The organism is Streptomyces sp. NPDC056738 (assembly GCF_042790435.1).
Lineage (GTDB): Bacteria > Actinomycetota > Actinomycetes > Streptomycetales > Streptomycetaceae > Streptomyces.
In genome coordinates this window covers 391,183-412,541 of the sequence record NZ_JBHTZF010000005.1, presented here as the reverse complement: position 1 = coordinate 412,541, position 21,359 = coordinate 391,183, and the positions used below count along the sequence as shown (strand labels likewise).

Annotated in this window: 20 protein-coding genes and 2 pseudogenes; 9 read left to right on the top strand and 13 right to left on the bottom strand. The window is 69.1% G+C overall.

Annotated elements, in window-relative coordinates:
- Positions 1–118: 118 nt before the first annotated feature.
- Together ACFRIC_RS16025 and ACFRIC_RS16020 are read right to left on the bottom strand one after the other, a co-directional pair.
- Positions 119–895: pseudogene (locus ACFRIC_RS16025) on the bottom strand (IS5 family transposase); the annotation flags it as partial.
- Between the two features lie 18 nt (positions 896–913).
- Positions 914–1,381, bottom strand: coding sequence for a hypothetical protein (locus ACFRIC_RS16020; RefSeq protein WP_382785327.1), 468 nt, complete (start codon positions 1,379–1,381; stop codon positions 914–916).
- A gap of 685 nt (positions 1,382–2,066) precedes the next feature.
- On the opposite strand from ACFRIC_RS16020, the gene ACFRIC_RS16015 reads away from it, so the two are divergent.
- Positions 2,067–2,282, top strand: coding sequence for a hypothetical protein (locus ACFRIC_RS16015; protein WP_382785324.1), 216 nt, complete (start codon positions 2,067–2,069; stop codon positions 2,280–2,282).
- Here ACFRIC_RS16015 and ACFRIC_RS16010 read toward each other — a convergent pair.
- Positions 2,279–3,550, bottom strand: a complete 1,272-nt coding sequence (locus tag ACFRIC_RS16010) for an RNA-guided endonuclease InsQ/TnpB family protein (protein WP_382785321.1) — start codon at positions 3,548–3,550, stop codon at positions 2,279–2,281. The genes ACFRIC_RS16015 and ACFRIC_RS16010 overlap by 4 nt on opposite strands.
- 570 nt (positions 3,551–4,120) lie before the next feature.
- On the opposite strand from ACFRIC_RS16010, the gene ACFRIC_RS16005 reads away from it, so the two are divergent.
- On the top strand, positions 4,121–4,582 hold the full coding sequence (locus ACFRIC_RS16005; RefSeq protein WP_382785317.1) for a DsbA family protein: 462 nt from the start codon (positions 4,121–4,123) through the stop codon (positions 4,580–4,582).
- Positions 4,579–4,701, top strand: a complete 123-nt coding sequence (locus ACFRIC_RS16000; protein WP_382785314.1) for a hypothetical protein — start codon at positions 4,579–4,581, stop codon at positions 4,699–4,701. Before ACFRIC_RS16005 ends, ACFRIC_RS16000 begins: the two co-directional genes overlap by 4 nt.
- A gap of 51 nt (positions 4,702–4,752) precedes the next feature.
- On the opposite strand, the gene ACFRIC_RS15995 is transcribed toward ACFRIC_RS16000, so the two are convergent.
- Complete coding sequence (locus ACFRIC_RS15995) at positions 4,753–4,956, bottom strand: cold-shock protein (protein WP_382785311.1); 204 nt, start codon at positions 4,954–4,956, stop codon at positions 4,753–4,755.
- Between the two features lie 852 nt (positions 4,957–5,808).
- Here ACFRIC_RS15995 and ACFRIC_RS15990 point away from each other — a divergent pair.
- Entirely contained in the window at positions 5,809–6,105 is a 297-nt protein-coding gene (locus ACFRIC_RS15990) for a hypothetical protein (protein ID WP_382785308.1), read from the top strand.
- 144 nt (positions 6,106–6,249) lie between these two features.
- Here ACFRIC_RS15990 and ACFRIC_RS15985 read toward each other — a convergent pair whose 3' ends face one another.
- The 5 genes from ACFRIC_RS15985 to ACFRIC_RS15965 all read right to left on the bottom strand — a co-directional run bounded on the left by ACFRIC_RS15985 (position 6,250) and on the right by ACFRIC_RS15965 (position 12,699).
- Positions 6,250–9,678: an NB-ARC domain-containing protein gene (locus tag ACFRIC_RS15985; RefSeq protein WP_382785305.1), complete on the bottom strand. Its 3,429-nt coding sequence runs from the start codon at positions 9,676–9,678 to the stop codon at positions 6,250–6,252.
- Between the two features lie 245 nt (positions 9,679–9,923).
- The gene (locus ACFRIC_RS15980) at positions 9,924–10,310 is read right to left on the bottom strand and encodes a GntR family transcriptional regulator (RefSeq protein WP_382785302.1); all 387 of its coding nucleotides are present in this window, start codon (positions 10,308–10,310) and stop codon (positions 9,924–9,926) included.
- Positions 10,303–11,094 (bottom strand): hypothetical protein, encoded by a 792-nt coding sequence (locus ACFRIC_RS15975; protein ID WP_382785299.1) that lies wholly within the window; start codon positions 11,092–11,094, stop codon positions 10,303–10,305. The genes ACFRIC_RS15980 and ACFRIC_RS15975 overlap by 8 nt, the downstream gene beginning before the upstream one ends.
- Positions 11,095–11,266: 172 nt before the next feature.
- On the bottom strand, positions 11,267–11,422 hold the full coding sequence (locus tag ACFRIC_RS15970) for a hypothetical protein (protein WP_382785296.1): 156 nt from the start codon (positions 11,420–11,422) through the stop codon (positions 11,267–11,269).
- A 332-nt stretch (positions 11,423–11,754) separates the two neighbouring features.
- A complete protein-coding gene (locus tag ACFRIC_RS15965) occupies positions 11,755–12,699 on the bottom strand; it encodes a M28 family metallopeptidase (protein WP_382785293.1) in 945 nt (314 codons plus the stop codon).
- A gap of 218 nt (positions 12,700–12,917) precedes the next feature.
- Here ACFRIC_RS15965 and ACFRIC_RS15960 point away from each other — a divergent pair, with 218 nt between their 5' ends.
- The gene (locus ACFRIC_RS15960; RefSeq protein ID WP_382785290.1) at positions 12,918–13,295 is read left to right on the top strand and encodes a hypothetical protein; all 378 of its coding nucleotides are present in this window, start codon (positions 12,918–12,920) and stop codon (positions 13,293–13,295) included.
- Between the two features lie 9 nt (positions 13,296–13,304).
- Here the strand turns inward: ACFRIC_RS15960 and ACFRIC_RS15955 are convergent.
- A pseudogene (locus ACFRIC_RS15955) lies at positions 13,305–13,463 on the bottom strand (IS5/IS1182 family transposase); the annotation flags it as partial.
- A gap of 287 nt (positions 13,464–13,750) precedes the next feature.
- Between ACFRIC_RS15955 and ACFRIC_RS15950 the strand changes: the two are divergent.
- Complete coding sequence (locus tag ACFRIC_RS15950) at positions 13,751–14,893, top strand: abortive phage infection protein (protein ID WP_382785287.1); 1,143 nt, start codon at positions 13,751–13,753, stop codon at positions 14,891–14,893.
- A gap of 308 nt (positions 14,894–15,201) precedes the next feature.
- Here ACFRIC_RS15950 and ACFRIC_RS15945 read toward each other — a convergent pair whose 3' ends face one another.
- Positions 15,202–15,972, bottom strand: a complete 771-nt coding sequence (locus ACFRIC_RS15945) for a hypothetical protein (RefSeq protein WP_382785284.1) — start codon at positions 15,970–15,972, stop codon at positions 15,202–15,204.
- A 343-nt stretch (positions 15,973–16,315) separates the two neighbouring features.
- On the opposite strand from ACFRIC_RS15945, the gene ACFRIC_RS15940 reads away from it, so the two are divergent.
- The 3 genes from ACFRIC_RS15940 to ACFRIC_RS15930 all read left to right on the top strand — a co-directional run bounded on the left by ACFRIC_RS15940 (position 16,316) and on the right by ACFRIC_RS15930 (position 19,139).
- Entirely contained in the window at positions 16,316–17,194 is an 879-nt protein-coding gene (locus ACFRIC_RS15940) for a hypothetical protein (protein WP_382785281.1), read from the top strand.
- A gap of 92 nt (positions 17,195–17,286) precedes the next feature.
- Positions 17,287–18,015, top strand: coding sequence for a hypothetical protein (locus ACFRIC_RS15935; protein ID WP_382785278.1), 729 nt, complete (start codon positions 17,287–17,289; stop codon positions 18,013–18,015).
- Between the two features lie 101 nt (positions 18,016–18,116).
- The gene (locus ACFRIC_RS15930) at positions 18,117–19,139 is read left to right on the top strand and encodes a hypothetical protein (protein ID WP_382785275.1); all 1,023 of its coding nucleotides are present in this window, start codon (positions 18,117–18,119) and stop codon (positions 19,137–19,139) included.
- Positions 19,140–19,266: 127 nt separating this feature from the next.
- On the opposite strand, the gene ACFRIC_RS15925 is transcribed toward ACFRIC_RS15930, so the two are convergent.
- On the bottom strand, positions 19,267–20,145 hold the full coding sequence (locus tag ACFRIC_RS15925; RefSeq protein ID WP_382785271.1) for a Cof-type HAD-IIB family hydrolase: 879 nt from the start codon (positions 20,143–20,145) through the stop codon (positions 19,267–19,269).
- Between the two features lie 40 nt (positions 20,146–20,185).
- Positions 20,186–21,328, bottom strand: coding sequence for an ROK family protein (locus tag ACFRIC_RS15920; RefSeq protein WP_382785269.1), 1,143 nt, complete (start codon positions 21,326–21,328; stop codon positions 20,186–20,188).
- Positions 21,329–21,359: the final 31 nt, after the last annotated feature.

The window sequence follows — 21,359 nt, the reverse complement described above, 5'->3', positions numbered from 1 at the left end:
ATCGCTAATTGATGTCAACGATGTTGCACGCGGCTTTGTCCGCCACCGGCGCAAAGAGCTGGCCCAGTAGTTCAAGCAGTCGCAATAAGACGTCATCTCTTTTGGTGAGTCTGCGGTAGCAGATGAGGGTGCAGGCGATGCTGGTGAAGGCGAGGAAGTGGTCGGCTTTGCGTTCGTAGCGCCGGTGGAGGCGTCGGCAGCCGGCGAGCCAGGACATGGTGCGTTCGGTGGTCCACCGGTGGCGGCCCAGCCGCTGCGAGGAGTCGATCCCTTTTCGGGCGATGCGGTGGGTGATGTCGCGTCCGTGTAACCATCGCCGCAGGTGAGGGTAGTCGTATCCCTTGTCCGCATGGATATTTCCCGGCTTGCACCGCCTGCGTCCACGGCGGGAGCTGTCGGCGGAATGCCGTTGACCAGGGGGATCATGCTTGCCTGTCGTGCAGGTTCGCGCCCGAGATTCCGACGGAAATAGGCAGACCCGTCCGCTCGGTGATCAAGTGGATTTTTGAACCGTACTTGCCCCGGTCCACAGGATTCGGACCTGTCAGGTCCCCCTTTTCAGGGCCCGCATGTTCACTGAGTCGATCGCACAGCGCGACCAGTCCAGCTCGCCTCGGGCACCGAGCTCGTCGAGCACCACGCGGTGGAGCTTGGCCCACACCCGGGCCTGCGACCACTCACTGAACCGCCGATGAGCCCTTGCCCCTGACAGCCCGAAAGATGCTGTCGGCAGCTGCAGCCACGTGCAGCCCGACGTCGCCACGAACACGATCGCCGCCAGGACCTCCCGGTCGCCATGCCGACGCCGGCCACCGCCCTGAGGCCGAGACGGGGCCTCCGGCACCACCCGCTGGAACAGCTCCCACAGCTCATCCGGCACCAGCCGTTCAACAATCCCCACGACCTGAGGCGTCTACGACTCGCTCGAGCAGACGGTCTCAGTCCAGGTCGCTTGGAGGTCACGGCAGACAATGGTGAGAGTGCCCTCCCAGCAAGCAATCTCATGGCTGCAGCCATCCCTGTGCGGCAAGATCTCGTCGAGAATCACCGTCCCGAGGTCCGTTCCCCGGTCCTCGTCGACGGGATGGATGGCGGAGCCGGACACCCCCGCGTAGCGGATCAGCAAGTCCTGGTCGTGCTTCCAGCAGTTGTGCTGGAACTCGACCTCCATCTCCTCGCCGCCGACACCCCGGACGGCCCGGAGCGTCAGGTCCTTCACACATCGCCTGCTGCGGAAGTCGTAGTGATCCGCGTCCGTAGCGAAGGACTGGGCGCCTGGCGGCAGGTCACCGGAGATCGAAGGCAGGTGGCTAAGGTAGCGAGCCGGGTCCAAGACCCCTGACAGGTCGCCAAGCTGCGCATCGAGATTGACGTACTCCATCGACCGTCGCCCCCGCTCATGACGTCCCACTGGCCGACGAATCGTCGCACAGACTTACCAAATGGGATGACATCTAGAGCTCGTGACACGATCATGATCCGGCCTTCTTGAGGCGCCTCCAGCAGATGAGGCTGCAGGCGAGGGAGACGAACGCGTCGTGGAATCGGTTCGGCGTTCCCACCGCGCGGCGAGCCGCTTGAACTGGTGCAGCAGGGCGAAGGCCTGCTCGACGACGTAGCGGAGTTTGCCCAGGCCCTTGATGTTCGGGGCGCGCCCTTGCGGGAGATGACCGGCAGGATCCGGCGCTTGCGGAGCTCGTCGCAGTTGGGGTTCGAGTCGTAGCCCTTGTCCCCGAGCAGTGCCTCGGGTCGGCGGCGTGGCCGGCCGGGGCGGCCTGCGACGGGCGGGAGGCCGTCGACGGGGGCGAGGGTCTGGGTGACGTGGTTGACGTTGGCCGCGATGGTGATGACCTTAAGCGCCGCGCGCTCGTCGTCGGCCCAACCGGAAGCGGCCGTAATCAACAGCAGCGCGGCCCGTCATTCGGATCCCAGACTTGGTGCCCCACAACCGATGGGTGCGAGCATCGAGGGATGGCAGACCCACAGATACCCCGGGATGGTCCCTTCAGCAGATCCGCGACGTGTCCGGGGACCGAGAGGCTGTCGCTCTGGATCCGAACCGGGCGGTGAAATGGCTGGCCGAACCCGGGGCCTCCGACGAGGTGATTCACCCGCAGATCGTTCTCGGGTTTCACAGCCTGTGCCTGGTGAAGCCGGTCAGTGACGACGACTGGTACATGGGCAACTTGGATGACGACGGCAGCGTCGAATGCTGGTCGGCCTATGACGACCTGTCCCGATCCCGAGGCACTGCGCGGCCTTTGACACCCTCCCCGGCCTAAAGGCCGGGTATTCCCGCCTGCACCCAGCCGGTCGGCTGGCAGCTTCGAGTGGGTTCCTGCTTCTTCCGCACCCGGGTGCGGATTGCGCGCTGCGCCGGTACGAGTACCGGTCTTACCTGCGCTCCACAGGCGTTTTGGGTCTCCACCTGTCCGGCGGCGACCTTGGATCCCTCCCTACGGACGTTTCGGGCAGCGTTCACGTCCCGGTCGTGGACGGCCCCGCATGCCCGGCACGTCCACTCCCGAACTTCGAGGGGTTTGGGACCGTCCTTGACGCCGCAGGCAGAGCAGAGCTGCGAGGACGGGAAGAACCGGTCCACGCGGGTGAAGGTGCGCCCGTACCGAGCGGCCTTGTACTCCAGCATCGACACGAACGCCGACCAGCCCGCGTCGTGCACGGACTTAGCCAGACGTGTGCGGGCCAGACCCTTCACCGGCAAGTCCTCGACGTACACCGCTTGGTTCTCGCGGATCAGCGTCGTGGACAGCTTGTGGTGGAAGTCCCGTCGTGCGTCTGCAACCCGGGCGTGAGCCCGCGCGACCCTCACGACCGCCTTCCTCCGGTTCCCGCTCCCTCGCGTCTTGCGGGCGAGGTTCTGCTGGGCCTTACGGAGTTTCTTCTCCGCGCGGCGGAAGAACTTCGGAGAGGAGATCTTGCGGCCGTCGGACAGGACCGCGAAGTACGTCAGGCCGAGATCGATACCCACTGCGCCCGTCGTCTCGGGCAGCATCTCGGACGGGTCGGTCGATATGACGAAGGACGCAAAGTACCGGCCCGCTGCGTCCTTGACCACAGTCACCGAGGACGGCGTCGAGGGCAGCGGACGGGACCAGCGGACCTTGACGTCGCCGATCTTCGGCAGGCGCAGTTTCCCGCCGGACGTCAGAGACCAGCGAGCATTCGCCGTGAAACGGACGGCCTGCCGGTTGTCCCGCTTCGACTTGAAACGCGGTGCGCTCACGCGCGGACGCTTGCCCTCCAGCCCGTCGAAGAAGTTCCGGTACGCGGCGTCCAGGTCCCGCAGCGACTGCTGCAACACCACAGCGGACACCTCGCCCAGCCACGCCCGCTCGGGCGTCTGCTTGGCGTCGGTGATCAGCGCTTTGGACAGGTCGCCGGTCTTCAGGAAAGGCAGACCCCGCGAGCGGGCGGTCTCCCTCGCCCGCAAGCCGTCGTTGTAGACCACCCGCGCACAGCCGAACGCCCTTGCCAACGCTGAGCGTTGGCCGGGGCCCGGCTCGATACGGAAGGTGTACCGGAGCTGCATCTCACAGACCGTACCAATACCGAGTGACAGCCGACATGCAGTCATTCTGACAAGCAGGCGCTGCGCCTTCGCGCTTCACGCCTGCTTGGTCCTCGTCACGAAATACCGGCACAAGGTATTCACCGACCGACACCTGACGCGCCTCGAAGAAGCACCGTTGTCGATCGTTCACCCCCGGCCGGAAGGCCGGAGCACTGCGATTTATCCCGGTAGCGGCAAGCGGGCCTGGACGCGTTACGGAAGGGCATGGGCAGACGATCCCGCGCCTCGCTCGACGGTTCGCTGGTATCGCCGACCTGCGGTGTCGAAGTCGCGAGCACCCTGCAGCCCCCTGGCGGAAATGAGCTGTGAGCCTGCCGCACAGATGATCCAAGGTCTGGCTGATCTCTTCGGGAGGGGATGACGCATGGTGCGTGGGGGGGGGGGGGGGCGGTGGGCTGTGCTGTGCGTGGCCACGGTGCTGGCGGTGGCGGGGTGCGGGCACCGGGCGGTCGAGGCCGAGGCCAAGCCCGTGTTCGAGAGCGCGGAAAACTGCCCGACGAGCTCGGCGAGGACGGCACCGGCATCCTGGTGGGTGATCCGGACGCGAAGGTGACCGTGCGCCTGTACGAGGACCCGCGGTGCCCGGTGTGTGAGGAGTTCGAGACCATCGGCGGTTCCCCGAGGCTGCGGGAGGAGATGCTCGCCCGCAGGGCGGCGACCGAGTACACCCTGGCGTCCTTCCTGGACGACCGGTTCGGCGGCAGCGGCTCCAAGAGGGCGGTGAATGCGCTGCGGGCGGCGCTGGAGGAGGGCAAGTTCGTGGAGTACCACGAGGTGCTCTACGCCAACCAGCCCGAGGAGAGCGTCGATGGGTTCACCGATGCCCGCCTGCTGGAATTGGCTGGCCAGGTGGAGGGACTGCGCGGTCCGAGGTTCAATGCGGCCGTCAAGAGCATGAAATACCGCTCCTTCGTCACCGCCTCGGAGAAGGCGTACGAACGAGCAGGGGTGCGAAGGACCCCGGAGGGCCGGGGACACCCACCGCCGTGATCAACGACAAGAGGATCCCGGCGGACTACAACGGCCCGCTCTTCGACGGCGACACCTTCGCCGCACTGCTGCGGGAGATCCACGCCAAGCCCTGGGAGTGGGAACAGACCGCCCTCTGAGAACAGCGGGACCCGGCCAAAGCCGGGCCCCGCCTTCCGCTGTGACCTGGGTCAGCCGCGGACGATGTTCTCCGCCTGGGGGCCCTTCTGGCCCTGGGTGACGTCGAAGGAGACCTTCTCGCCCTCTACCAGTTCACGGTAGCCGTTGCCGGAGATGTTCGAGTAGTGGGCGAACACGTCGGGGCCGCCACCGTCCTGCTCGATGAAACCGAAGCCCTTTTCGGAGTTGAACCACTTCACGGTGCCGCTGGCCATACTGCTGTCCTTCGATATCGCCGAGGAACACCCCCGGCTGGTCCATGAGACGGGGCCGACCGTCACCGGACGGCACCCGACCTACGTTTTACCCCACAAACCAGTCGCCGTGAAACGCGGCTCGAGAGTGACTTGGATCATGGCCCACGGTCGTTTGGGAGAAGGATGCGCCGAGTCGGGCCCGGCAGGCCTCGCCGACGACCCGACGCGGTGCCGGGCCAGCCTCGGATCGCCGTCTCGTCAAGCGCCCCTTTGATGGCTCGTACGGGCCATACGAGGCACAGTTGAGCTCCGACCGGCGAACGGGGGAATCCCGGTGCAGCAGTGGCCTGAAGGATCCGCGGCCGATCCAGAAGCGGCGCGGGAGCGATGCGAGTCCGACATGAGGGCCATGCGTGCGGAGATGAGGGAGGCCACCCGCGCCCACTTGCCCGCCGCGCAGTTCGGGTCGGCGTCGATCTCGCCGCCGGTGTGGTCCTGGGCCTCTCCATGGGTCCCGTTTTCGGAGGCCTCCTGGTCGGGGCCTTCTGCGCGCCGTTCTTGACGACTCTTGCGGTCATGTTCGTCCGAGGCGTCCGGGGTGTGGATGCCTGCCGGCTGTCCTACCACTTCACCTTCGGATGGGCGAACTGGATCTAGGCGTCGGGCGCGACCACGACCCTCGACCTCATGTCGTGAGGGGGCTCCAGGCTCATCCTCGGCACCTCCGACATCCGCCGGAGCCGCATCCGGCTCACCAACGGCCACCACGTCCGTCTCCCCGTCCACCTGCTGATCGCCCATGACGGGCCTCAACTCATCGACTTCGGCATCGCCCGCGCACCAGAGGACCACACGCTCAGGGCGACCGGGATGGTGGTCGGCACACCCGGCTACCTGTCTCCCGAGCAGGCCGAGGGGCGGGGCGGGGACGGCATCGGGCCAGCGAGCGACGTGTTCCTGGCCGAGGCGTGCGACAAGGACGGCACCCCACTGACGGATCGGGGCGCGGTCGCCCGCCGACTGCCCCAGATCACGTATGCCGGCATCACCCGCACGGTCAAGTACGAGTCGGGGTACGGCTACAACCACGACGCGATGTTCGAGTTCAAGGCCGTCGACGGGGCGTTCCGGTACCTGGGGCACTATCGGGATGCCGCGGTGTCGTGACGCGGGACGGCCGTTCTCGGCATCGCAGTCACCGACCCCGCTGTCCGTCTTCGGCGTCCGCGCCCCTGGAGTGGGTCCTATGCCGACGCCCCGATCCACGTTCGGCTGCCGGTCATCGGCCCTTGGCAGATACCGCGGCCCGTTTCATGACCCGCTCAATCCGGGGTCGAAGTCGTAACCGAACAGACCACCCCGTCCGCCCGCGAACAGCGTGCGGCCGTCCGGGCTCCACGCGCAGCACCGCAGTGGACTGTCCGCGCGCATCTGGGTCACCACGGTCGCGGTGGCGGGGTCCCACACCTGTATCGTCCCGTCCTCGCCGACCGACGCCAACCGCGGGCCGCTGAACGCCAACGCGTTGACGGAGCCTTCGTGCCCGTTCAGTGTGTGCCGTGCGGCCCCGGACATCGGGTTCCACTGGCGTACGGTTCCGTCGTCACCCGCGACCGCGACCAGGTTCCCGTCGGCGCTGAACGCCACGGCTCGTACGGTCTGCGCCCCGTCATGACGTAGTACACGCCCCACATGGCCCGTGCCCGGTTCCCAGAGGTGGACGGCACCTCGATCGCCGACGGCCGCGAGTACGCTCCGGTCCGCGTTGAAGGCCAGCAGGCGCACGCCATACGCGGTACTCGTCATCGTGTCCCGGACCCGGCCCTCGGCCACGTCCCAGACCTGCAGCCTCCCGTAGTCATCGGCTGTGGCGAGCATGCCGCCGTCGGCGCTGAAGGCCGCGGCCCGGACGCCCCGGATGCCGTCGTTGCCGAATGTCCGGACGGTCATGCCCGTTTCCGGGTCCCAGACCCACATCTGACCGTCTTCCCCAACGGTGACGAGCAGCGTCCCGTCCGGGTTGAACGCCACGGTTCGAACACCTCTGATGTATTCGGTGAGGACGCGCGAGGACCTTCCGGTGGACGAATCCCAGAGCCGTACGCACCCGTCCTCATCGGCCGTGGCGAGCCGCGGGCCCGCCGCGACGGCCAGCTCTCGTATGCCCACCGAACTGCCCGAGGAAATACTGGTCGCCGGGTCCCGGAGCCGTACGGCCCGATCATGACCGGCGATGGCGAGCAGAGCCCCGTCGGGACTGAACGCCAGGGTGTTCACACCCCCTTCGTGACCGGTCAGGGTCCGTAGGACGTCACCGGTCACCGGATTCCACATCCGTACGGCTCGGTCGTAGCCCGCCGTGGCCAGGAGCGCTCCATCGGGACTGAAGGCCACGACATTCACGTAGCCCCCGTGGGCTGGAAGGGTCCGCATCGCTTCACCGGTGAACGGATTCCAGAGCCGTACGCGCCGGTCCTCTCCCGCGGTCGCCAGGATCCTTCCGTCGGGGCTGAAGGCCACCGCCCTTCCGCCGATCTGGTCGCCGAGGGAACGTACTGAGGTCCCGGTGGCCGCGTCCCAGATCCGGACCCACCCGTCGTCGTCGGCGGTGGCGAGCAGCGTTCCATCCGGGTGGAAGGCCACGGCCCAGATTCCTCCGACGCGGTCGCTCAGACGACGCATCGCGTGTCCTGTCGCCGGGTCCCAGGCTTGCACACAACCGTCCTCGGCAACGCCCGTGAGCAAGCTCCCGTCGGGACTGAAGGCCACCGCGTTCGCGTGGCCCTCGTGGCCCTTCAGTGTCTGCAGGGCTGCGCCGGTGGCGGAGTTCCACACCCGTACACGGCTGTCGTCGGCGGTGGCGAGGAGCAAGCCATCTGGGCTGAAGGCCACGGCCCTGATCCTGCCTTCGTGCCCGGAGAGAGTGCGCAGGGCGACGCCGGTCGCCGGGTTCCACAGTCGTACGCACCGGTCGTCGCCAACCGTGGCCAGTGCCGTCCCATCCGGGCTGAAGGCAGCCGCCCGGACCTCGCCACTGCTTCCGGTGAGGGAACGCAGCAGGGATCGATCGGGCAGGTCAGGGGGAAGCCACCGGTTGATGAGGGCGGGGTATGCGGCAGCGGGCGGCCGGGAGTTGACGAGTCGCAGGGCGGCCAGCCGACTGCTCAGTACCGAGTCCAGGGCGTGCGGCGGGTCTGTGGGCGAGAGGAGATGGGCGGCGCGGGCCAGGTCACCGGCCAGCGCCCGGGCCGTCGGACTGGCGATGCGGTCGAGGTCGCGCCAAGGTGCTGTGGGGCCGCGTCGGCGAAGCCTGGCCTGTATCCACCGCACATCGCCGGCCACCGACTCGGCTTCCGCCGTGCGGCCCGCGTCCAGCAGGTGCTCGACCAGGTGGTCCTGCAGGTAGCCGTCGGTCGTCCGCCACCACGACGGTCTCTGAGAGCTGCCATTGCTGGGCGGCAGTTCCGCCGCAACCGCGTCGAGCAGCGCCGAGTTCACCTGGGAGACAGCGGCCCCCAGTTCGACACGCAGGTAGTCGCGAACGACGTCGTGCAGCGCGATGGCACCGCCGCTGACGGACCGGTCGATGGCGAGCAGCGACAGATCGGCCATCTGCATGCAGAGCCGGCGCGCTGCGGGCTCGCCGAGGCCGGCGGTGACCCGCCACAACATGGCGACCAGCGGCAACGGAACGGCCTCGTCCTCGGCGAAGATCCCCAGCTCGGCGAATCTGCGGCCGCCGTCTCCCGGCAGCAGTTCGGTGGCCGCTTGAATGCTCGCCCGCACGGCGGTGTTGCGTCGGACGGGGTCGTCCAGGTCCAAGGGCATTTCGGGATCGGCGCCGGTCGGCCCGAGCGCCCGCAGCCGGTCGAGGATCGCGCGCGCGGCCGTGGCGGGCTGCACACCCGTGGCGGCCTGAACCGCGATCAACTGGTTGACCAGCCGCAGCAACAAGGCCCAACTTCCCGTCGCCTTGACCAGGTCGATCGCCAAGGGGTCCGGCAGGGCAGGCGCCAGTTCATACGTCAGGACGGCTCTCGCCTGCGCGGACGACATCCGGTCGACGACAGCCCGTATCGCGTCAGGCGGCAGGACGGCAGGTCTGCGGGTCGTCACCAGTCGTACACAGCGCTCCTGAGCTCCGCGCAGGAACGGCTCCAACTGCTCCGGCTCCCAGACGTCGTCGATCACCAGGAGGGTGCGCGGCCGCTTGGCCAACAGGCGGCCGAGATGGTCGTCGGCGCGGCCCGGGTCGTCACCGGATTCGAGGGTGTCGCCGGTGATGAAACGCGTCGCCTCGGCGACCTTCGCGGCGATCGCCGCCCGGCCGCGCACATCACGTCCGACCGTGACGACGTAGATGCGGCCGCGGAAGGCTCGGCGGACCTTCGGATGGGCACACACCATGTGCGCCAGTGTCGTCTTGCCGAAGCCGCCCGCGCCGTGCAATCCGGTCGTGATGCCGACCGGCGCCCTGTGACCCCGGCGCGCGTGCCGACTGCCGAACGCCCCACCTCTTCCGGTCTGTCCGCAGACTGCGGCAACGACCTCCTCCATCTCGTCCCGGTCGACGACCCAGGCGGGAACGGCGGGCGCCGGCGGGGGCGGTGGATCTCCCATCGCCCCCGCGGCACCAGGGCCGAACCCCAAGGACGCCATCAGAGCGACGATGCCCGCACCGCCGCCCAGGACACTTGCGACGGGATCGGCGGCATCCCAGCCACCGCGGAGTGCCGTCACCAGCAGCCACACCCCGGCGGCCGCACTCGAAGCAACCACGGCTTGCCCGAGCCGCCGACCCCCGTCTCTCATGGCAAATGATCCTCGCCGCTGCGCACACCCCCTGCCAGCACCTTGGCCCGCCTGACACCGAACCGGAACAATGGGGCACAAGTGCCGACGCTGATTTCTCCGTCCCGTCGGGGGCGTGATGATCCAGGAACGTGCGCGACGTCGCCGGGCAGACGGGAATTGTCAGACAAGCCCTAGGAGCGGTCCGGGTCCAGGGCTGTGCGGACTGCGGCCAGGATGGATTCCGTGTCGGCGCCCAGGGCGCGGGCGGCTGAGGTGAAGTCGCGTGCGAGTGTCGCGAGTTGGGGGGCGGGGGTGCCGGTCGGGCCGTACGGGGGTGCCGCGACCCGGGAGCCGGCTCCGCGGCGGGTGCGGATCAGTTCGGCCGCCTCCAGTTCGCGGTAGGCGCGGGCCACGGTGCCGGGGGCGAGGCCGAGGTCCGTGGCCAACTGGCGTACGGTCGGCAGCCGGTCGCCCTCGACCAGCCGTCCGGTGAGGATCAGCGCGCCGAGCTGGGCGCGGATCTGCGCGTACGGCGGGACCTGGCTGGTGGTGTCGACGCGGACGGCGGGCTCATTCATGGTCGGAGGACTCCTCGGCCGCGTCGTCGTCGACGGCTCGGGGGGCCACCAGGGTGACCAGGGACCAGCCGAGGGTGAACAGGTTGAGCAGGGCCAGCGGGTAGAACACCCAGAAGGTGAGCGCGCCCATCGCTCCGGCGCAGCCCGTGTCCGTCAGTGAGACGGAGACCATCAGTACGGCGTACAACTGCTGGCTCGACACCAGGAGCCCCCAGGCTCCGGTGACCGCCCACGCGCGGTCGCGGCGCTGCTGTTCGCCGCCGGGTCCGTCGGCGATGCGGCGCAGGGCCCAGACGCAGGTGGGAGTGGCTATGGCGAGCGCGCCGAACATCGGGAGGCTGTAGTACAGGCCGGGCCAGGGGCCCAGGGTCGTCCCCATCCCGTTGCAGGTGACGGCGACGACCTTCCCCGTACTGAGGATGTGGTCGGGGTCGACCGAGGCGGTGGCCGCCGTGATGGCCAGCAGGACGACGAGCGAGACCCCCTGAAGGGCGATCAGGGGGCCCATGCGCGGCGGTACGTGTTCTCTGACGAGGCGTGGGGCGAGACTCGCGGTGCGCACCACGTCCTGCGGGACCAGTGTCAGCGCGTCGGCGAGCAGGACACCCGCCACCGCGCACAGGCCGAAGGCCGTGATGCAGAAGACGACGCGCTGCTCGAACTCCACGTGCCCCAGGGTGGACATCGCCTGTGCGGCGATGACGCCGATGGCCAGGCCTGACCAGCGGGCGTAGTGGTCGGCATGCTCGAGAAAGCGGCGCTGGAGCGGGGCGGCGTCGAGCATGGGGGATCCCCTCAGGTCATCTTGTATCAATCTGCTAGTACAAGATGCCGCAGCCGGGATCTTGTGTCAAACACTCGATACAAGCTGACGGAGAGGGAGACGGGTTCCGGAGCGAGGGGGTTCCCTGGCGTGGGCGATCGACTGCGTCCTTGCCGGAATGCGGTCTCGTGGATCAACGCGCCCACGGGCCCCACCATTTGGGCGGCAGCGGGTCGGCCGGCCCTGACGTCGGCTGATCGGGATGGAGTCCGAGCCGTCGCAGGACGTCCGCGCGGACGCGGACGACGATCGTGCCGTGCCAGTGCCCGTCGGCACGCACGCCGCACATGTGGTCGATCAGAACATCGCGTTCGGCGAAGGGGTACCAGTCGATCCCCCGGTCACGCAGTCAAACCGACATCAGCCGGCCGGGGCGCGGGCAGCCGGGGATGTTCTCGAAGCGGAAGAGGGTCACCCAGTCGGAAGTGTGTCCGTTCATGGCCGCCATGATGCCGCGCGCGGCGGGCAACTGTCGCTTGATATACGTCCAGTTGCGCCGCCACGACGGGGGTGCCCAGCAGCGGGCAGAGCGCGGGCACGGCCCGTCGGACCCTGCCCGCGCTCGTCGGACACATCACGGAGACCGAGGGGCCACCGTACGAATGGCCCGCGGTCGGAGCGCTACGCCGACAGTTCCCACACCGCGTACGCCAACGCGTCGGCGTTCCGGTTCAGCGCCGTGTCGTTGATGTTCGACGACGTGTCGCACGAGGAGTGGTAGCAGGCGTCGAAGGCCTTGCCCGCGGTGCCACCCCATTTGGCGGCCTGAGCGGCCGTCTTGATGTAGTCGGCGCCGCTGAACAAGCCGCCGACGGCGATGCCCGCGTTCTTGAAGGGCGCGTGGTCCGAGCGTCCGTCGCCCTCGGTCTCGATCTCCGTGGAGACGCCGATCCCGGTGAAGTACGCCTTGAAGGTCTTCTCGATGGCGGGGTCGTCGTCGTAGACGAAGTACCCCGGGTTCGGCGAGCCGATCATGTCGAAGTTCAGGTAGCCGCTGATCTTCGAACGGTTCGCGGTGGTGAGGCTGTTGACGTAGTAGCGCGAGCCCACCATGCCCAGTTCCTCGGCGCCCCACCAGGCGAACCGGAGGTGCTTCGTGGGCTGGTAGTTGGAACGGGCCACGGCGAGTGCCGTCTCCAGCAAGGCCGCGGAACCGGATCCGTTGTCGTTGATGCCGGGGCCCGCGGTCACACTGTCCAAGTGGGAGCCGGCCATGACGACCTGGCCGGTGTCGCCGCCGGGCCAGTCGGCGATCAGGTTGTAGCCCGTGCGGCCGCCCGAGGTGAACTGCTGGACGGTCGTGGTGAACCCGGCCGCGTCCAGCTTGGCCTTCACGTAGTCGAGGGACGCCTTGTAACCGGTGCGGCCGTGCGCGCGGTTGCCGCCGTTGGCGGTGGCGATGGACTGGAGCTGGGTGAGGTGTGCCTTGACGTTGGCCACGGGGATGTCCGGCGCGGCGGCGGCCACCGGGGCGGGGGCCGCCCCGGCTATGGAACCGCCGGTGAGCAGCGCGGCGGCCGTGACGACAGCGGTCGCCGAGGCACGCCCAGGAATGGAGAGCTTCATGTGGGGGGCTCCGAATTCCAGGGAATCCGGGCGGAGTTCCCACGAGGGGGCGTGGGGCGTCCGGGGATTCCACGGTGAATGGGGTGCCTGGATGGTGAAGGTGGGACTGACTGAGCGTCAAGAGCAGTATCCGGTCAGACGCGTTCGCATTCCGGATGAACCGACTTCCGGACGTCTGGGGACTGTCTCTCAGAGCCGTCCGTGAGATCGTCGTGCTCGTGACCGAGTCATGGGTGATCAATGACGACAGCACCGTCCCCATGTCGTCCGAGGTGATGCTGGAGACACTTCGGGCGAGGGTCGACAGACGTCAGCTGGAGACATGGCTGAGCAGTTCGTCGGGGCGATCGCTGGCCTTCGTGACGAACACCGAGCGGGCGATGGTGATGTTGCTCGAAGCAGACGGTGATCCCGGCGAGCATGCCGTGGAGCCAGGAGCCGTGGGATCGAGTGAGGGGTTCGTCCTTTCCAACGGGCAGCACGACGAGTATCCGGACCAAGACACCGTGCCCATCGGTGAGGCGTTCAGGATCGTGGAGCACATTGTCAGCGCGGGATCCTGGCCTGCGGACGCGCGCTGGGTAGTCGATCGCTGAGGCAGTGGGCTATCGCCGGGCCCAGATGAGGACGGCGGCGAGGTGGAGTGCGGCCTGGTAGCCGATGGCGAGCTTGTCCGCTCGCCTGGCCAGGCCACGCCATTGCTTGAGCCGGTTGACGCATCGTTCGACTGTGTTGCGTTGTTTGTATGCGTCGACGTCGAAGGCCCACCGACACGGACCAGCCGATGCCGTCGTCTTCGTCGGCCGCTGCCAGGCCCTCCGACCAGGTCGGCCACCGTCGAAGCGGTCCCCGCACACCGAGGACCCGACCGGATGCCGTTCTGGCAGACCGCAGAGACACGTTCCAGCTCCGTCCGGCGCAGGTCACCAAGTGCGCCCGGATCTCTACCTTCGGACCGGCTTCGTAGACCTTCGGCTGACTGCTTGAGGGGCGGTGGATTCCCAGACTGGGTTCGAGGCGAAGGACGCCGGAGCGGGAGTGGGGAGGCGCGATGCAGGGGACGCCGGGAATCAGTCGGGCGCGGTTTCTGGGGATGGCCGCGGCTGCCGGTGGAGCGGTGGCGCTGCCCGTCGGGGCCACGGGGCGGGCGTCGGCCTCGGACGGGCGGGGGACGCCATCCCGGCGCGGGCTGACCTATCGGGGTGTGGTGTACGAGGTCGGCGACGGGGAGACGCCCGCGACGGCGTGGAACCTCCGCGACATGCGCGGGGACCTGCGGGCCGTCGCCCGTGATCTGCACGCCGATTCCGTCAAGGTCACCGGGGACGGTGTCGAACGGCTCGCCGCGACCGCGACCGAGGCGGCGGAACGCGGGCTGAACGTCTGGCTCGAACCGACCCTCGGAGACGTGCCCGAGCGGGACATCCTGGACCATCTGGCGGAGACCGGGCGTCATGCCGAGCGGCTGCGGCGGCAGGGCGCCGGGGTGCACCTGAGCGTCGGCTGCGAGTTCGTGCTGTACGTCCCCGGCATCGTGCCCGGCGCGAACGTCCAGGAGCGCGTCGAGAACCTGCTCAAGGGCGACTTCGACCCGGTCCTCATGGCCCGGCGGCTGCGCCGGTTCACCGCCAAGGCCGCGAAGGTCGGCCGGTCCGTCTTCCACGGGCGCCTGACGTACGCCTCGGCGCAGGACGAGGACGTCGACTGGACGCTCTTCGACCTGGTGGGCATCGACTACTACTCGTCCTTCCGACGCCCCTCGGACTACCTCCGCGATCTCGCCCCCTACCGCCGTTTCGGGAAGCCCGTCGCCGTCATGGAGTTCGGCTGCTGCACCTACAAGGGGGCGCCGGAGCGGGGCGGCATGGGCTGGGACGCCGTCGACTACACGAAGGAACCCCCGGAGATCAAGGCCGGTCTGGTACGCAGTGAGCGCGCGCAGGCCGCGTATCTGACCGACGTCCTGGCGGCGTTCGAGGCGATGGGGCTGTACTCGGCGATGGCGTACACCTTCGTCACCCGCGACGCCCCGCACCGGCCCCGCGATCCGCGCCACGATCTCGACATGGCGAGCTACAGCATCGTGAAGACGATCGAGAACCGTCCGGGGCACCCGGCTTCCGGCGTTCACTGGGAACCCAAGGAGGCCTTCCACGCGCTGGCTCGGCAGTACCGGTGCGCCAGGCGCGGTTGACGTGGGGCGACCGGGCGCGCCACCGAGCCGAGGGGATGACCACTGCGGCTCACTACTGAGCGGCGCGTCCGGCTACGGGGGCGCAATTTGAGCCGCGCGTCCGGCGGCTGGGGCTCCGCCCGAGCGGCTTCGGTGCGGTGGGGGTCGGGGCCGCGCCGGTACATCCGCCCGCATCCGAACGGATCTCAGCGGGGTTGTGGAGTGGGGGTGGATTCTGATCCGTCCGGCCTGCGGGCATTTGATGTACCGGCACGTCCCCTTCCGTACGTCGCCGACTGCGGGGGCGTGGTCCATCCCGTGGCGTTCCGTCAGTACCGCCAGGCGAAGGCGGCGCTCTCGCGGATGTCACCCGGGCAGATGATGTCGGCGATCCGGTGCGCGAAGTTCCGGTAGGCGGCCTCCTGCTCGGGGGTCAGCACTCGCGGGGCCGGATCCCTCGTGGGCGGTCCGAGGAGCGGTCGCAGCAGTGCCAGGTCCTCCGGCGCCGGCTCGGGCCGGAGTGTGTCCAGCAGGATCCGCAGGTTGCCGCACAGGCTCAAGGCGGTGGACGGGCCGAGCGGGTACGGGTGGAGTGCGGCGATCCGGTACAGCAGCGCGGCCCCGCGCAGTCGCCCGGTCACAACCTGGGTCAGGCGGTCCAGGGCGGCTGCGAGCGTCTCCAGGTCGCGCTCGGCGATCTCCACCAGGTGTACGGGTATGTGTTCGCGTCCGTCGGGTCCCCACAGGCCGCTGCCGCGAGCGACCCGGTCGCGTTCCTCCTGGGCTTGCCGGACCACGCGGTCGACCACCGGTCCGGCCGGGTCGGCGGGCTCTTCGGGTTCGGTGAACTCGACGGGCTCGGGGACGTGGGTACGGAGCGCTTCGGGGAGGGTGGCGCACACCGCTTCCCAGGCCGCCAGGACCGCCACCGGGTCGAACCCGTCCGGCAGTTGCTCCGGCTCCTCCTCGGCCGCGGCGGCGAGGGGGGCCAGGAGCATCGTCCGCGCCCGGTGGAAGTGCCAGAGCCAAGCGGGGTCGCCCGGTACGAGCCGTTCGCAGCGCACGTCCACCGTGCCGGGGGTGTCTTCGCCGAGTGTCACAGGATCCTCCGAAGGACGATTTCCGGGCAGCGCGAAGAGACGCATGCAGGGGCCTGCCCGATCGGCTTTCATCATATCGTCATACTGACGATATCGGGGAGGTTCCCTGGGTTGCCGCGAGGCCGGCCCGCGCTTTCCTGCACCGGGGCGTCGCCCGTCTCTTGCACTTCCGGCTGCGTCACATCGCCTATTTCGCGATACCTGGGCCAAACGGCGATCTGGGCTATAGATTCATGAACCGACCGCGTATCACCGGCATTGTCCGGTACGTCGGTGGGCAGTTGAGGCATGGGGCTACGGGGGAATGTGCGTGCGTGTACGAGGGTTATGGATCGGCCTTGCCGTGGTTGTCTCCACCGCCGCCACCGGGTGCGCGGCGGGAGCGCCTGATGCACAGGGGAGCGTCTCCTCGGCCGCGGCCTCGGCTCCGAGTGCGGGTGGAACAGCCGACTCGTCGAACCTGACCCCGCAGGAACGAGTCGCACGCGCCGTCGAGCAGGCCATGGTCAGCCGTGCCGTGACCGCCTTCGACATCAACGCGCGCAACCTCAGCGACCCCGCTCAATTCCATGGCCAGGGTCGTATCGGCATGTCCCCCGACGGAACGAAGGCCGCCGCGACCCATGTCCTGTACGAGCCGGGCGAAGACCCTTGGTATCCCCCGGACGTCGTGGTGATCGGAAACCACGCCTGGGTGACCCCGGACAACTCTCCCAACACCGACATGGTCACCTACGGGCCGACCACCTACGTCGGTGACGCCGGCGCCGCGACGGACAACCTCGACGTCAGCAACGCCCTGCAGACCCGCTGGCTGGCGTCGCCGGAGCATCTCGCGGCCCTGCTCGCGCATGCCGATCACTACCGCGAGACCGATCGCGCCGGACGGCTCCTCACCGGTCAAGTGCCCCTCGCGACCCTGGCGTCCGACCCGGCCGGGGCCTTCTTCTACCGCCCCTACGCCAAGGCAAGTCCCGGCAAGGAACTCAGCTTCAGGATCGCGGCCACCAGTAACTACCTTCCGGTGTCTCTGGAGTTGACCGTCCCTTTCCCGCACGACACATCTGACTACCTGTCCCGGTACTCCTCCGACCCCTTCTCCGTGGAGTACCGCGACTGGTCCAAGGGGCAGGCCATCACCACACCGGCGCCGAACCCCTCCCCTCAGTGGGGTGGCCTGCCGTCGCAGAGCGACGCCGGCGCCGCCCAGCCCTCCGGCTGAACCGGGCTGAGTGGGCGCACCAAGGCCGGCGGCAGGAAGAACCCGCAGGAATTGACGTGACAGGCGACGGGTGGGGCAGCGACCATCGTGGCGTGCCGTCCGAAATCAATCACCTTGCTCTCCGCGTCGTCGCACCGGATCCGGCTCAGCGCGGGGGCGCGGTCGAGGTCCGGCCGATCGTCGACGGTCAGGACATCCTGGCCGCCGCCTTCGACATGGGCCCGGGAGAAGACCCTCGGCTGCTCCTCGCGCCCTCCCGCCCGCTGATGCCGTCGAGTGAGCCCAAGGAGGTGCGGCTCGCTGAGGCCGAGTGCACGGAGGGCTGCTGCGGGGCCGTCCATGTGACGATCACGCGCGAGGCGGACACCGTCGTGTGGCGCGACTGGCGGAACCCGGACGGGGACGTGGACCTTTCCCCGTATCGGTTCGACGCGCGGCAATACGAAGCCGAGGTCGAGCGTGCCGCCGCCGACCACAGTTGGGAATGGCCCGCCCGTACCGTCGCCCGGCTGCTGGAAGAGAGCCTTCGGCGGCAGACTCAATGGCTTGATCGGTGGAGGTGTGAGCTCGCCTGGGTCAGCGCCCTGCCCGGGGACCGCGACCACGTCATCGTGTCCTACTTCCATCCCGGTCGGCCGACCGGCGATGGCAATCAGCCTTGGTTGCAGTTCCGCCAGGTCCTGTCGGTCACAGGTGACATTCCCATGCGCCAGGCCGACCTCATGCTGCGGGATCTCCTCGGAGCCGACCCCCGGGTGGCCGGTGAGGTCTGCGGCGGATCACGCGAGTTCGCCCGCCGGTTGGGATATCCGTGGCCCTAGCAGTTCGGGTCTGAGCGGCCGGCTCAGCGGGTCTTGTGGCACCCGTGTCGCCGTGGCATCCTCCTGGTCATGATCAAGAGAAACGAGCCCTCCGTCCGCCGATGAGCGAGGCGACCGGGATGGAGTTCCCCGGAGCACGGGTATCCCTGTACGACCACGTTCTGGCGCTGTGCGAGGCGACTCCGGATGCGCCTCTTCCGCGGGACGGGGAGCCCTATCCGGACGACGGGGCGCATGGCCTACGGCACCGCCCCAAGGTCCCGAGGGACCGACGTCGTATCGGGTTGGACGTGGCGTCTGTGCTTGATGCCCACCTCGCCTCGACGGCCGACCCCGACAGCCTCGCCGAGGCCTTCCACGAGCTCTACGTCCCCATTCAGGAGAACGAGCACATCGCGGCGGCGGCCCGACGGGCTGACAGAGACCGCGTTCTTCGAACCGGTCGGTGGCTCCTCAGGCACGGCACCGACCGGTGCGCGGTCACCGTGGGGCTCGCCCTCCTCGCGACCGTGGGAACCCCCGACGACATCCCGCTGATCCAAACGATCGGACTTCTGTCCGACCACTTCGGTCCACTGGCGGCGCGCGCCTTGGAGCGACTCCCCGAAGGTGGCACCGAAGCCCTCCTCTGGCTCGCCGACCGGGTCACCGGCTGGGGACGGGTCTACGTCGTGGAAGCCCTCTGTCGGCTCGACGATGCCGCCGTCCGGCTCTGGCTCCTCCGCAGGTCATGTGACGGCGACTGCCTCAACGCGTACTTCGCCGGCCGGGTCGCCGAGACCACGAGGCTCCACGACGTCATGAGCGAACCCCGCGTGGAGGGCGCGATCGCGGACAACACCGGCGCCCTGCTCCTCGTACTGGCCTACGGCCAGGGCATGGGCATGACCCTCTCCCGCTACCGCCACGCGGAGACAGTGCTGGCCGGGTACCTGCGTCACGTCGAGCGGCTGGGGCCTTCCGTCGGGAGGTACTCCACTGTCGGTTGGTTGGCCGACAGCCTCGGGGAACAGGGCGACGCGGGGTCGATCGGGCCCGTCGAACGGTGGGCGGTCCATCGGGACCGCTGTCTGGCGCTGCTCGGCCGAGAGGACTGGCGCGAGGTGGCCAGGAAGGCCCTTTAGGCCAGGGATCCAACAGTCCTCGGGCTTGCCGGTGCTGCTTCGGGGCGCGGGCTGCCGGCCTTCGCCGACGCACCGGCACCGGCACCAGCACCGGCACCGGCACCGGCACCAGGCGAGGAGGACGGTGTCAGATGTCCAGGACGCTTCTGATGGTGCGTATGACGCCGTCCTCCGTGTGCGCGGGGGCCAGGTGGCGGGCTCGGGCGATGACGGCGGGGTGGGCGTTGGCCATCGCGTACGACCACTCGGCGGCGTCGAGCATGCCGAGGTCGTTCAGATAGTCCCCGAACACCATCGTCTGGGCCGGACCGATGTTCAGGTGTTCCTGGAGTCGGCGTACGGCGATCCCCTTGTCGGCGCTGTGGTTCATGACGTCGATCCAGTGCTCGCTGGAGACGACCACCTGGTGGGTGTCGGCGAAGGAGGCCAGGGCGGGGGCCGTGGTGCGCTCGATCCGTCCGAAGTCGAAGATCGCTACCTTGACGATCTCGTCGTCCACCGCGGTGGCGTCGTCGACCAGGCGGTGGGCGTGGTAGTAGCGGCCCACTTCGTCGAGGAAGGCCTGGTCGCCGCGTTCGGTGTAGGCCGCGCGCTTGCCGCACACGACGACGCCCACGTCCACGCCCTCGTCCACGAGTTGGCGGACGGACTTGACCAGGCGTGCGGCGACGGCCGGGTCGAGCGGGTCCGAGGACACCTCCGTACCGTCGCGGACGACGAACGCGCCGTTCTCCGCTATGTAGACCATGCCGTCGTCCGAGCCGGCGAACAGGTGCGCCAGCGTGGCGTACTGGCGTCCGCTGGCGGGGCTGAAGACGACGCCCCGGCGGCGCAGGTCGGCGAGCAGGGGCCACAGGCCCTGCGGGACGCGCCCGTCGGTGTCGAGCAGGGTGCCGTCCATGTCGGTGACGACGAGCCGGATGTCGGGACGGCTGGTCGACGGGGAAGCAGGGGCAGGGAAGGAAGCGGGGGCGGAGGCAGGGGCAGGGGCGGATTGCGTGGTCATCGTGTTCCGGTGGGTCGGTGCGGAAGGGGGCTGAGGAGGGTCACCACTGCGTGGTGGGGTGGGCGCTGCGGACGATCAGGGAACCGAGCTCCTCGACGGCGCGGGAGCGCGCTCCGGTCAGCTCGGGCAGGGTCAGGGCCGCCGCGCTGACCGGTACGGGCCGAGGTGAGCGGGTGAGGTGGTCCTCGATCGCGGCGATCAGGCGGGGGTGGGAGCCCCAGGGTCCGCCCACGACGACCGTCCGGGGGTCGGCGAAGGAGAGTGCGGCGGACAGGACGCCGCCGATGGCGTGGGCGAGCGCGACGCGTACCCGCTCGGCGCCGGCGTCGGCGGCTTCCAGGGTGTCCAGCAGTTTCGGGACGTCGACGGCGGTGGAGGAGGCGCGGCGCAGGCCCAGTGCGGCGAACACCTCGGTGAAGGCCATGGCCCGTCCGTCCGGCCCGGCCGTGTACAGGTGGGCGATCTCTCCGACGAGTCCGCGATGTCCGCGGCGCACGACGCCGTCGCCGACCACGGCGCAGCCGAGGCCTTCGCCGAGGTGGAGGTAGACGAAGTCGTCGACGCCCCGCACGCAGCCGTGCTCGTACTCGGCGCGGGCGGCCCAGTTGACGTCGTTGTCCACCAGGACCGGGCCGGTGACGGTGCCGGCCAGGACGGCGGGCGGATCGAGCGCGCCCACCAGGAACGGGGCGTCCGGCAGGTGGACCAGTCGCCCGGTCTCCCGGTCGACGGGGTCGGCGGCGCTCACGACCGCCAGCCGCAGCGGGCCACCTGCCTCGCGGGCGAGACGCGCGGCCGCCTCGCCGAGTGCCTCGGCGACCGTCTCCTGTCCCGCGTCGGCGTCCCATTCGCTGCGGACCTGTCCGTGGGTGCGCCCGAGGGCGTCCACGGCCTCGGCGACGACACCGTGCGGGGTGATGCTCGCCACGAGGGCGGTGCCGAGGTGCGGCGCCAGCGCGTAGTACGAGCCGACCCGGCCGCGTCCCGTGGTGCGCTCCCCCGTGTCGACGAGGAGTCGTGCCTGCTCGAGGCGCTGGACGCTCTCGGAGACGGTCGGCTTGGAGAGGCCCGTCCTGGTGGCGATCTCCGCCCGGGTGAGCCGGTCGTGGGCCATCAGGACGCGCAGCACGTTCTCGTCCGTCAGGGCACGCAGCAGTTCCAGGGACGGTTTCGGCGCGGTCATACGAGCATTCTAGTAAGGACTCTTGCCTAAA